Raw genomic sequence first — 12,877 nt, forward strand, 5'->3', positions numbered from 1 at the left:
GCTAGAGAAGATTTATTTGAAGGAGAAGAATATGACCTCACCAATAACTGTTAAAGGTATGAGCGTGAAATTTGGCGATAAAATAATATTAGACCGATTATCTTATGATTTTGAAAGTGGAAAAATAATTTGTTTGATTGGGCCTTCGGGCTCTGGTAAATCTACTTTTATTAAGTCAATTGTGGGAATGCAAAAATTAGATAGTGGAAGTGTTGAAATTCTTGAAGTCAAAATACCAGATAGAAAAATTTTAGGACAATTAGGATATATGGCGCAAGAAGACGCCTTATTTAAGGAGTTGACTGGAAAACAAAATTTAGAGTTTTTTGGTTCGCTCCAAGGAATCAAAAAAAATGAATTGACAGAAAAACTTGAAAAAGCGGCACTGACAGTGAATCTTACAAGTCATCTTAAGCAATCGGTTGCTAATTATTCAGGAGGAATGCAACGTCGTTTATCACTCGCCATCGCTTTACAAACGGATGCTCCAATCTTACTTTTAGATGAGCCAACGGTCGGGATTGACCCAGAATTACGTCAAGAAATCTGGGAAGAATTAAGAAATCAAGCGGACCAGGGGAAAACGATATTGATTACAACTCATGTCATGGACGAAGCAGAACGGTGTGATATTGTATTGATGCTTAGAAATGGCAAGTTTATTGCCGAAGGCTCTCCTAAGGAAATTAAAGAAAAATATCAAGTAGACTCGGTGGAAGAGGCTTTTATTGTGGCAGGAAAAACTTTAGAAATGAAAGCTAAGGAGGTGGTGAGATGAGAATTATTGCCATTTTCAAGCGAATTATGCTTCAAAGGCGCGGAGACCCAAGGACACTTGCAATGATGTTTTTAGCGCCGATATTTATTTTGACACTCATGTATTTTCTCTTTCAAGTGCCGTCAAATACTGCCTATCGAGTGGGCTTAAAGTCGGATAATACAGAACTAACGAAGGCTTTAAAAAATATGCCAGATGATAAAGCTCATTTGGAAGTGGTAAATGTTTCTAAAAATAATCGCTCGACAATGAATGAGAAAGATTTGAGTGCAATTGTCAGCATTTCAGGGAAAAATATTGAGATTAGCTATGCCAATCAGTCAAATGGAACAAGTTCTGCGGTAAAAATGCTTTTAACGCAAGTAATTCAAGAAAACCAAGCCAAAGCGACTAAAGAAGAGACTCAGCAGGCTTTGCAAAATTTGATGGATAAATTATCTCAAGTATCAGGACAAAGTGCTCCAACCAAACTGAGCGTTAATACAGAGCAGTTTCAGATAAGAAGCAAGTATTTGTATGGAAATCCGACGAGTATAAATGCTACTTTTGATGATTTAGCACCGATTTTAGTTGGCGCCTTTGCTTTCTTTTTAGTTCTTCTAATTTCAGGAATTTCCTTAGTGAATGAGCGAACATCAGGAACATTGGGAAGAATGCTAGTGACTCCTGTTAAACGAAGTGAGATTGTCACTGGCTATACTTTGAGTTATGGAATTCTTGCGATGATTCAAACGGCACTCATGGTTATTTTTACCTATTGGATTTTAGGGGTTCATAATAATGGAAATATTGGTTGGGTTTTTGTCATTAATTTCTTTATTGCAATCATTGCTTTGTTGTTCGGCTTGCTCTTATCCACATTAGCAAAAACAGAATTTCAATTTGTGCAGATGATTCCTTTGGCCATTATTCCACAATTTTTATTTTCGGGATTGATTCCTGTCGATACGATGCCAACAATTCTGCAAGGAATTGCCCACTGCATTCCAGTTTATTATGGGATTAGTGCCATGCAAGAAGTGGTTAAAAGGGGAATGGGTTTTTCAGGAATTTGGTTCGATTTGTTGATTATGTTCGTTTTTGCTGTCGTGCTTTATCTTGCAAATGTTTTAGCTTTGAAAAATGTTCGCAGAACCTAAGTAAATAATTTTTATCCTATTGATTGACAGCTTTCAGATCTGTCAGTTTTTGTATTGTCCGATGGGGAGGACCAGTAAGGTGAACCATTGTTTCGTGTAACTGGCTATGCTATAATTAAAAGATGAAAAAAATTACAGTACGGACAAAAGCAGCAAAAAAACTGCGAGCGGGTTACCCACTTTTGGTGGCAGAAGATTTAAGTTCACCTATTTCAGAGGATGATTTTGCACAGTTTTTTGATGAAAAAGCTCAAGCTCTTGGAACAGGCTATCTTTCAAAGCAAAATAAAGGAATTGGCTGGTTGTTGAGTACCTCATCAGCAAAAATTGACCATCATTTTTATGTGGAAAAATTTGTTCAAGCACGAAGCTTACGTGCTCCTTTTTTCCAAGATGAGTTGACGACAGCCTTCCGTCTGTTTAACGGCGAAGGTGATGGTTTAGGAGGCTTAACCATTGATTTTTATAATGGTTTTGTTGTCTTTTCTTGGTATAATCCATTTATTTATAGTCAAAAAAAAGCAATTGTCAAAGCTTTCCAAGTGGTTTTTCCTGACATTAAAGGGGCTTATGAAAAGCTGCGTTTTGCTGACAGTCAATTGGAAAGTCAATATCTGTTCGGTGAAGAAGCGCAAGAACCTTTATTAGTCATGGAAAATGGGGTGACTTATGCGACATACTTGAATGAAGGCTTAATGACAGGGATTTTTCTTGACCAAAAAAATGTCCGTGGAGCGCTTGTCAATGGCCTTGTGGCTGGTAAAACTTTGTTGAATATGTTTAGTTATACAGGGGCTTTCTCAGTAGCTGCAGCCGTTGGTGGAGCAAGTCAAACCACTTCGGTCGACTTGGCAAAACGATCACTTGATAAAACAAGAGAACAGTTTTTGGTCAATGGAATTGAACCAGACAGTCAAAAAATTTATGTGATGGATGTTTTTGGCTATTTTAATTATGCCAAGAAAAAGAATTTGACTTATGATATTGTTGTGCTTGACCCACCGTCATTTGCTCGCAATGGTAAAAAGACATTTTCGGTGGCCAAAAATTATGGGGAACTTGTGGAAGAAGCTGTGGATATCCTCGAAGATAATGGAACCTTGATTGCTTCAACGAATGCAGCAAATGTTTCTGATAAGAAATTCCGTCAAATGGTTGAAGAATCTCTCAAAAATAAGGGAGTGAAATTTACCGTTTTCCAAGAAGAAAAACTACCAGCTGATTTTCAGATTGCTGACAGCTTTCCAGAAGGAAATTATCTTAAAGTTTTATTTATTAAAATCAAAAAATAGTCTGTCAGTTACTGACAGGCTTTTTTGTCAGTAATTTAAAAATGTGAGCGCTTTACTATCTGCTTTCTATATGATAAAATGCAAGCATAAGCTTAATTATTCTCATTTTTTTAAATAGAAAGCAGATTGGTGAGATAGGGATAGAAACCTATTTTATTTTTATTATGGATAAAAAATATTATCAGTTATTAAAAAAGCAGTTTTCTTCAAAGGAGGCTGTACTTACAGAAATTATTAACTTGAGTGCAATTTGTGAATTACCAAAAGCAACAGAGCATTTTATGAGTGATGTGCATGGTGAATATGATGCTTTTAATCATGTCCTAAGAAATGGTTCTGGCAGTATCAAAGAAAAATTACGGGATTGTTTTCCACAATTTTCGTCAGCAGAAATTTCATCAGTGGCAACCTTGATTTATTATCCACAAGAAAAACTAGACTCTGAATGTCAACTTCAAGATAAAAAGCTTTTTGAACACTATTGCCGTCTAAACCTAGTCTATCTATTGAAAACAGTTAAATTTGTTGGACAAAAATATACGCGTTCAAAAGTTCGTAAAGCTTTTCCAGAAAAATTTCGCTACATCTTAGAAGAGTTAATCAATGAAGTGGATTCGACGACTGACAAACAGGATTATTTTGATTCAATTCTTTCGCAACTACAAAATCTGGGAGAACTTACTCGCTTAATTGTTGCACTTGCAGATACAATTCGCAGATTGACGGTCGACCATCTACATGTTGTTGGGGATATTTATGACCGCGGACCATATCCAGACAAAATTATTGACCGTTTGATAAACATGCCCTCAGTTGATGTTCAGTGGGGCAATCATGATATTGTGTGGATGGCGGCTTTTAGTGGCTCACCTTTGGCCATGATGAATGTGATAAGAATTTGCGCCCGTTACGGGAATTTAGATATTCTTGAAGAATCTTATGGGATTAATTTGCGTGCGATTTTAGAATACGCTGAACGTTATTATGAACCAAGTGAGGCATTTCGTCCCCGTTTAGTTGATGGGGTTCGCTTGTCAGCTGATGAAAAAGCACTCCTTAATAAATTACAGCAAGCCACGGCTATTTTACAATTTAAGTTAGAAAGTCAACTAATTGAAAGACGGCCAGATTTCCAACTTGAACATCGGGACCTCCTCCATTTTATTGATTTCTCACAAAATAAAATAGAATTAGCAGGTGAAACCTATGATTTAATTGATTTTCAGGCGCCTACAATTAATCCTGAACAGCCCGCAAGTCTAACTGAAGAAGAAGAAAAAATAATTGCTCACTTGTTAAATAATTTTAAAACTTCAGATAAGCTCAAGCGCCATGTTGGATTCTTGCAAGAAAAAGGGGCCATGTATCTTTCTTACAATGGCAATCTATTGATTCATGGTTGTCTTCCCTTACATGAAAATGGAGATTTTAAATCATTTACGATTGATAAGAAGGCCTATGCTGGACGAGATTTACTTGATTTTTTTGACAGTGAGGTTAGAAAATGTCTTGCTCATCCTGAAGAATCAGAGGATTTAGCAACAGATTTGATGTGGTACTTATGGGTGGGAGAATGTTCTTCCTTGTTTGGCAAAACAGCAATGACAACCTTTGAACGTTATTATATCAAGGATAAATCCACTCATGTGGAAAAGAAAAATCCATATTATCAATTACGTGAACAGCCTAAAATCATTACAAAAATCTTAGAAAACTTTGGTTTAGATGAAAATGGACATTTGGTTAATGGTCACACTCCAATTAAGGAAAAAAATGGCGAGAATCCAATCAAGGCGGATGGAAAGTTGATTGTGATTGATGGAGGTTTTGCTAAAGCCTATCAAAAAGAAACAGGTATCGCTGGATATACTCTTCTTTACAATAGTTTTGGCATTCAATTGGTTGCTCACCAACCTTTTTCGACAGTCAAAGCAGCGGTCGAAAAAGGAACAGATATTATTAGCTTGAAACGTTTAGTGGCGGAAGTTGACGAACGAAAGCGGGTCAAAGATACTAATGTTGGGCAAACTTTGCTAAGTGAAATAGCAGATTTAGAGGTGCTTTTTGAGCATTATGAAGATTATTAAAAGGAGTACCTTTCTTGGTACTCCTTATTTTCTATAAAAAGGCAATAAAAAAACTCAGCCTTAGCTGAGTTAATATTATGCGGTGGGCGGGACTTGAACCCGCACCAAGAAAATTCCCGACAGGATCCTTAATCCTGCGCGTCTGCCAATTCCGCCACCACCGCAAAACAGTACTTTAATATAGTACCATTTCTAGATTAATTGTGCAAGTATGAACTAGGGCTGATTTTTTATTGGAAATAAGAGGCAATTTCGGCGGCATGTTTTCCAGCGACAAAACCTGTGACAAAGGCACAAGTAATATTATAACCACCAGTATATCCATTAATGTCTAGCAGTTCCCCAGTCATAAATAAGCCTTGCGTTTTTTTACTTTCCATACTTTTAGGATTTACTTCTTTCAAAGAAACACCGCCACCAGTGACAAATGACTTCTCAATTGGGAGAGTTTTATTTATCATGATTTGCCAGTTTTTGAACAGTTGAACGAGTTTTTCGATTTGTTGTTCAGATAAAGATTTGGCTGGTAAGGCAGGATTAATGCCAGCTTTTTCAAGAATAAAGAGAAGCATGCGTTCTTGGGTTAGTCCAGCGAAGGCATTTTTAATTGATTTATCACTTGAAGCTAGCTTGGTCAGTTCATTTTTTAAAAACCCAGCCGATTTATCTGGGAATTGGTCTAAGCTGACCATGACAGGAGTTTCACCTTTTTCAAGAAGTTGGTTAATGAAACTTGAACAGCGTAAAGCAGCCGGACCAGACAAACCAAAATGAGTGAAGAGCAAGTCATGTTGATGAGAAATCACTGTTTTTCCTTTAGCATTAACGACTGACAGCTTGATTTCACGTAAAGAAATTCCTTGAAGGCTTTTATCTAAAATGAAAGATTCATCAGAGAGTAGCGCAGCTTCGGTAGCATAAAGTTGCGAAATCGTATGTCCCGCTGAGCGGGCTAAGCGATAACCATCGCCGGTTGAACCTGTGGAAGGATAGGCACGACCACCCGTAGAGAGAACGATTGTTGGACTTAAATAGCTTTCACTATCAGTTTCTAATCCAACGATGGCCCCATTCTCAATGATAAGTTGGCTGACAGCTTGACTTGGAAAATAAGAAACATGAAGGCTTAAAATTTTGTTGAAGAGCGCATCAACGATTGTTTTAGATTTGTCAGTTAGAGGGAACATGCGTCCATGGTCTTCTTCTTTTAATTTAACACCATTACTTTCAAAAAAGTTAATAATATCAAGATTAGAAAACTGAGAAAAGGCCGAATGAAGAAAGCGTCCATTACCAGGAACATTTGCTAATATTTCATCAACAGAGCGACTATTGGTCACATTACAGCGCCCGCCACCGGTCATTAATAATTTTTTTCCGACTTTTTTATTTTTATCAATAAGAGCAACTTTTGCTCCATTTTCCGCTGCTGAAATGGCGGCCATCATTCCTGACGGGCCTGCACCAACAACGATAACGTCAAATGTTTTTGCTGATTTTGTCATGGTTTAATTTTAACACGAAATGCGGTAAAATAGCAGTATGATTGAATTGACTGATGAGATTTTAAGAAAAGTGATTAAAAAACGTAAAAAAGATTCTTATAAAGGAACTTACGGACGTTTATTAGTGATTGGTGGAAATGCTCAATATGGCGGCGCGGCTATTTTGGCAACGACAAGTGCAGTTTATTCTGGAGCTGGTTTAGTTTCTGTAGCATTGGCTAAAGAGAACCATGGCGCTTTACATGCAAGACTCCCAGAAGCAATGACAATTGATTTTGATGATTTGTCAGCTCTAAGAGAAGTGGCAAAATCTGCTGACGTCATTGTCATTGGTCCAGGACTGGGTTTAGAGAGACTTGATTTACTGACAGAAGTTTTGAATTTACTGACAGAAAAACAAAAGTTGGTCATTGATGGTTCAGCACTGACTCTTTTTGCTAAAGAACAGTTAAGCTTGCCTTATCCGCAAAATACGATTTTCACACCGCATGAAATGGAGTTAGAACGACTTTCTAGTTTGAAAATTGGTCAGCAAACTAAAGAAGCCCTTCAAGATTTTGTTAAGCAAGAAGGAGCAATTATCGTTGCAAAATCCTCAGAAACGCGAATTTTCAGTCCAAATCAAGAGAACTTTATTTTAAAAATAGGTCTCCCAGCTCAAGCAACGGGAGGAATGGGTGATACGTTGGCTGGAATGATTGGCGGATTTTTGGCCCAATTTCATGGAGAAACAAGAGAGACAGTAGCTGCTGCAACCTATTTACACAGTTTAATAGCAAGTCATTTAGCTAAAAAAGCTTATGTGGTCTTACCCAGTCGATTGATTGAAGAAATCCCATTATTTATGAAAAAATATGAATGCTGATAAATTCTGTCAGCATTTTTTTCTTTGAACTTTGTTATAATTAATCATCAAATAAGCGAAATGAGGTGAAAAAATGAATGCAATAGAACTTGTAGAAGGAGCCATGAAAAAAGCTGAGACCATTCGCCCAAAAGTGGGCGGTTTTCCATATCTGGCCGAATGTTTGAGAGAAGCTGGTGTTTTGAAAAACGTCTGGACCTTACCAGCGGGACAGAGCACTTTTTGGACGGTTGCTGGAGTAATTAGCCTGACTAATGCGCCAATGCTTACCGGCTTTCAGGAAGTTGCAACTTTTGATAGGGAAGCCTTGATTAAAGCTTTACGAGCTGACCAAGCGGGTAAAACGACTTTTCCTGAGTTTTTAAGTGCAACTTGGGAGGCTGGTGTGATTGACTATGAAGCTAATTTTGAGAAAAGGATTGTTACTTATCGTGGAGCTCAGGGCGAGGAATATGTTGAAGCCTACCTTGCGGTAACCATTGTTTAGGAAAGTTCGTTATAAAAAAGCACTCATGATAATAGAGTGCTTTTTTATTTTAGGGACGAATATAGGATTAATCACAAGCTTTAGTAGACAAATGATAATTTCTAAAAAATATCAGCAAGAGATTGGATAATTTCTGTCAGTGATTTTTTCTTTCGTAATTTTTGAAATAAAAATGATATAATATTGATGATGAGAACTAATAAAAATAAAGAAAAACTACTAAATGTAGTTTCGCTAAAAAAGGAGAAAGCATGCTAACAATCGGCCGACGCTATTTGAATTTTTGGCCTGTTTTTTGGGCACTTTTTTTGCTTGTCATTCAAGTGGTGACTAATCTTTGGTTGCCAACAATTACAGCGGACATTATTAATAAAGGAATCGGTCAATCAGATATGAAATATATCTGGTTTATGGGTTTAATAATGCTAATCGTTGCCCTTGCTAGCTGGATTTCAGCGATTGGGAATGTTTATTTTGCTTCCAAACAATCGCAAGGTTTGGGGATGAAATTACGTCGTGACTTATTTAATAAAGTATTATTTATGGATGAGCGTAATTTTCAAGATTTTGGTGATGCAACTTTAATCACCCGGACAACAAATGACGTGACTCAACTGCAAAATGTTTTTCAGACGATGCTTCGGATGATGCTTATGGCACCGATGATGTTGATTGGTTCAATCTTTATGGCTTGGAAATTATCACATGATTTGATGCTTGTTTTTTTAATTTCTTTGCCTATTTTGACTTTGGCTGTGGTGATAAATATCGCCATTGCCATGCCCCGCTTTCGTTCAATGCAAACTAAAGTTGATAAGATTAATCTCATCTTTCAACAAGGGCTGACTGGAGTAAGGGTGATTCGGGCTTTTAGGCGAGACCAATATGAAATTGATAAATTTGATGAAGCAAATCGAGATTTAACGCATACTAGCCGAGTAGTATTGACCACCATTGCCATGTTAATGCCAATCATGACCGTTATTTTGAGTTTTACAAATATCGGAATTGTCTGGTTTGGTGCACAACTCATCGGTAAAGATATGATGGAAATGGGCTCATTGGTTGCCTTTTTGACTTATGCATCACAGATTTTGATGTCCTTTATGCAATTGTCGGCAGTCGCTGTTATGGTGCCCCGAGCTCAAGTTTCGGCTGTCCGCGTTCGAGAAATTTTAGAAAGACAAGACAAAATCACGGATGAGCAAGTTAATAAGGAGCTAAATGAGTCTGTCAGTAATTCTTTAGCACTTCATCAGGTTTCATTCAAATTTGATGAGGCTAAAAGACAAGCACTGTCAGATTTGTCAGTAAATGTGAAAGCTGGTCAAACTTTAGCGATTATTGGTGGGACAGGTTCTGGGAAATCAACGATTTTGAATTTGATTGCTAGATTGATTGACCCAACAAGTGGAAGTGTCAATATTAATGGGATTGATATTCGGCAAATGTCTCAACATGATTTGCATGAGAAGGTCGCCTTAACTCAACAAAAAGCAGTTCTTTTTTCTGGAAGCCTGCGTTCTAATCTACAATTTGGGAAAAGTGATGCCACTGATGAAGAAATGTGGCAAGCTTTAGAAATTGCTCAAGCTGCAGATTTTATTCGAGAACAAGGTGGTCTTGAGATGGCAGTGGAACAAAATGGTGCCAACTTTTCTGGTGGCCAAAAACAAAGAATTGCCATTGCTCGAACATTGATTAAAGAGGCTGAAATTTATCTCTTTGATGACTCATTTTCTGCATTAGATTTCGCTACAGACCGGAAACTTCGCGAGGCGATTAACAAGTCAGAAAAACATCATGATAAAATCAAAGTGATTGTCGCCCAAAGGATTGCCACAGTCATGTCAGCTGACCAAATTTTAGTTTTGGAAAATGGACTTGCCGTGGGTCTTGGAACACATGAAAGTCTGGCCAAATCATGTCCGCAATATCAAGAAACCATGCAATCACAACTCTCAGATGAGGATTTGGTGAAAATGGGTCTTTCGATTACAAATTCAACTGACAAAGGAGGGCCAGTCCAATGATGAGAGGAAATTATCTTAATCGTGGGGGGAAGGGAGCTGACCGTTTCCAAAAGGGACGGCGAGCTGAAAATTTCTTTCCGACCATTATTCGTCTTTTTAAATATATGCGTCGCGATTTGTGGGGGTTGATATTTTCAATGGTAATTGCTGGTCTGTCAGTCATCTTATCAGTTCAAGCCCCTAAAATCTTAGGGACGGCGACAACGGTGATTTTTGATGGAGTGACAAAAAGTCTAAAAAATCATCAAGCTATTCGAATTGACATGGCAAAAGTTGAATCTATTTTGCTTTATGTCTTGGTCATTTATCTAATTTCATTTGTTTCTGGAGTCTTGCAACAAAGCATCATGACTCGAATTTCACAACGAACGGTTTATACTTTGCGCCGCGAATTTAAAAATAAAATGAAAAAGTTGCCCATTTCTTATTATGATAGTCATAATAATGGTGATATCATGAGTCGAATGATTAATGATATGGACAATATTTCGGGGACTTTAAACCAAACATTGATTCAACTGATTACAAGTATCCTGCAATTTGTAGGAACCATCTACTTCATGCTGACAATTTCTTGGCAGTTGGCACTAGTTGCCTTTATCACAGTTCCTTTAGCAATGATTACTGTCAGAATTGTCGCTCCTTTATCGCAAAAATTCTTTTCTGAACAACAAAAGAATTTGGGCTTATTAAATGATCAAATTGAGGAAAATTACTCAGGGCACACGGTCATTAAAACTTTTAATCATGAAGCAGCAGCTGAAAAAGAATTTGCTAGAAGAAATGATGATTTTTATAAATCCGCATGGAAAGCACAATTTGTGTCTACTTTGATTTATCCAACCATGCGCTTTATCAATAATTTGGATTATTTAGCCATGGCAGTGATTGGTGGGCTTAAAGTGATTTCAGGGTCAGTCAATCTCGGAGATGTTCAAGCCATGTTGCAATATACCAATCAATTTGCGCAACCCATTACGAATATTTCTAACATGCTTAATACCATTCAAGCAACAGTCGCATCGGCTGAGCGTATTTTTGAAGTATTAGATGAAAAAGAAATGACTGATGGGATAACGGACATTGAAAAAGTTACTGACAGCAAGAAAAAAAGGACTGACGAAAGCTCAAAAAATTCTGTCAGCAACTTAAAAGCAACTGCTTCGCCTGATTTCATTAATTTTGAACAAGTTGCTTTTTCTTACAATGAAAATCAAACACTGATGACAGATGTTAATTTTTCAGTTGAAGTCGGTCAGATGGTTGCCATTGTCGGACCAACTGGTGCTGGGAAAACAACCATGATTAATTTGCTAGAACGTTTTTACGATGTGAGCTCAGGGAAAATTTTACTTGAAGGTAAAGACATTCGGGAAACAAAACGAGAACAATTGCGAAGTCGGATGGCAATGGTCTTGCAAGAAACATGGCTATTTTCAGGAACAATCATGGATAACTTGCGTTATGGACGTCTTGAAGCGACAGATGATGAAGTGATTCAGGCCGCTAAAATGGCCCATGCTGATGAGTTTATCACGACTTTACCTCAAGGTTATCAAACCGTCTTAAATGAAACGGCTACAAATATTTCTCAGGGACAAAGACAGCTGTTAACCATTGCGCGTGCTTTTGTGGCAAATCCCGAGATATTAATTTTGGACGAGGCAACCTCAAGTGTAGATACAAGAACTGAGCGCTTGATTCAATCGGCAATGAATCGTTTGCTCAAAGGGCGGACAAGTTTTGTTGTGGCGCACCGTTTATCGACCATTCGTGATGCTAATCAGATTTTGGTCATGGACAAGGGAAATATTGTAGAAACAGGCAATCATGAAAGTCTACTAAAACAAGAAGGACTTTATGCAAGTTTGTACAATTCACAATTTGCAAAATAAAAGAAATCAATCAAATTTTTGATTGATTTTTTCGTGTATTAAGAGACTATTTTGTTATAATGAGTTAAAAATAGGCTGAAAGGAGCGCAGATGATTAGAAAATCAGATAAGAAATTAAAGGATAGAACAGATGAAGATAAAATAGCAAAAAATGAAGGCTTTGATGAATTTTTCAATCAAGTTCTCAAAAATATGCCAGCTCGTTCTGCTAAAATAATAAAATCTTCATTTGTGGTTTCAAAGGCTAAGGCCGAACAGTTTTTGGCTAATAATTCTCAAAAATTTGATCAGCTTTTTGATGAGTTTTTAGTCGGAGTGGACAGTCAAACACGAAGAAAATGTCATGAAACGATTCATTTTGCAACTTTGACAGCAGCAATTGTTGGCTTTTCACCCATTCCTTTTTCGGATGCCGTCTTGCTTGTTCCGATTCAACTGACCATGATGATGCGACTTTATAAAATATTTGGGGCTTCTTGGTCAGAAGCTTTGGCAAAGGGAGTCACAAAGGAATTAGTAGTCGTTGGTCTGGGACGCAGCCTCGTAGGAAATGTCTTGAAATTTGTTCCAGCAGTAGGAACAATTGCAGGTGGAGCAATTAATGCGACAGTAGCCACAACAATTACTGAAGCCTTGGGTTGGGTGACCGTCAAAATGCTCAATGATGGTGAGGATATTTTCAATAATGTTCTTACTTTTGAAGGGCAATTTAAAGGTTTGGTCAGTAAATTACAAAAAACCACGAAGAAAAAATAAGTTGTCAGCAAAAAAAAGACTCATCAGTTGATCAGTCTTT

At 37.4% G+C, this 12,877-nt stretch carries 10 protein-coding genes and 1 tRNA gene; 9 read left to right on the plus strand and 2 right to left on the minus strand.

Going from position 1 to position 12,877, the window contains the following annotated elements; translation table 11 throughout:
• Positions 1–31 precede the first annotated feature (31 nt).
• From KW2_RS01220 to KW2_RS01235, 4 genes are all read left to right on the plus strand, one after another.
• The gene (locus tag KW2_RS01220; protein WP_021036637.1) at positions 32–778 is read left to right on the plus strand and encodes an ABC transporter ATP-binding protein; all 747 of its coding nucleotides are present in this window, start codon (positions 32–34) and stop codon (positions 776–778) included.
• On the plus strand, positions 775–1,917 hold the full coding sequence (locus tag KW2_RS01225; RefSeq protein WP_021036638.1) for an ABC transporter permease: 1,143 nt from the start codon (positions 775–777) through the stop codon (positions 1,915–1,917). Before KW2_RS01220 ends, KW2_RS01225 begins: the two co-directional genes overlap by 4 nt.
• 122 nt (positions 1,918–2,039) lie before the next feature.
• Positions 2,040–3,209 carry a class I SAM-dependent rRNA methyltransferase gene (locus KW2_RS01230; RefSeq protein WP_021036639.1) on the plus strand — a complete coding sequence of 390 codons (1,170 nt, stop codon included), beginning with the start codon at positions 2,040–2,042 and terminating at the stop codon, positions 3,207–3,209.
• A gap of 164 nt (positions 3,210–3,373) precedes the next feature.
• The gene (locus KW2_RS01235; protein WP_021036640.1) at positions 3,374–5,296 is read left to right on the plus strand and encodes a fructose-1,6-bisphosphatase; all 1,923 of its coding nucleotides are present in this window, start codon (positions 3,374–3,376) and stop codon (positions 5,294–5,296) included.
• Positions 5,297–5,374: 78 nt separating this feature from the next.
• Here the strand turns inward: KW2_RS01235 and KW2_RS01240 are convergent.
• Positions 5,375–5,460, minus strand: a tRNA-Leu gene (locus tag KW2_RS01240).
• 66 nt (positions 5,461–5,526) lie between these two features.
• The gene (locus KW2_RS01245) at positions 5,527–6,801 is read right to left on the minus strand and encodes a BaiN/RdsA family NAD(P)/FAD-dependent oxidoreductase (RefSeq protein ID WP_021036641.1); all 1,275 of its coding nucleotides are present in this window, start codon (positions 6,799–6,801) and stop codon (positions 5,527–5,529) included.
• A gap of 37 nt (positions 6,802–6,838) precedes the next feature.
• On the opposite strand from KW2_RS01245, the gene KW2_RS01250 reads away from it, so the two are divergent.
• The 5 genes from KW2_RS01250 to KW2_RS01270 all read left to right on the plus strand — a co-directional run bounded on the left by KW2_RS01250 (position 6,839) and on the right by KW2_RS01270 (position 12,837).
• Positions 6,839–7,666 (plus strand): NAD(P)H-hydrate dehydratase, encoded by an 828-nt coding sequence (locus tag KW2_RS01250; RefSeq protein WP_021036642.1) that lies wholly within the window; start codon positions 6,839–6,841, stop codon positions 7,664–7,666.
• 73 nt (positions 7,667–7,739) lie between these two features.
• Entirely contained in the window at positions 7,740–8,153 is a 414-nt protein-coding gene (locus tag KW2_RS01255) for a DUF1398 family protein (RefSeq protein WP_021036643.1), read from the plus strand.
• Between the two features lie 251 nt (positions 8,154–8,404).
• On the plus strand, positions 8,405–10,186 hold the full coding sequence (locus KW2_RS01260) for an ABC transporter ATP-binding protein (RefSeq protein WP_021036644.1): 1,782 nt from the start codon (positions 8,405–8,407) through the stop codon (positions 10,184–10,186).
• Entirely contained in the window at positions 10,183–12,081 is a 1,899-nt protein-coding gene (locus KW2_RS01265; protein ID WP_021036645.1) for an ABC transporter ATP-binding protein, read from the plus strand. The genes KW2_RS01260 and KW2_RS01265 overlap by 4 nt, the downstream gene beginning before the upstream one ends.
• Before the next feature lie 90 nt (positions 12,082–12,171).
• On the plus strand, positions 12,172–12,837 hold the full coding sequence (locus tag KW2_RS01270) for a YcjF family protein (protein ID WP_021036646.1): 666 nt from the start codon (positions 12,172–12,174) through the stop codon (positions 12,835–12,837).
• Positions 12,838–12,877: the final 40 nt, after the last annotated feature.

Source organism: Lactococcus cremoris subsp. cremoris KW2 (genome assembly GCF_000468955.1).
GTDB lineage: Bacteria > Bacillota > Bacilli > Lactobacillales > Streptococcaceae > Lactococcus > Lactococcus cremoris.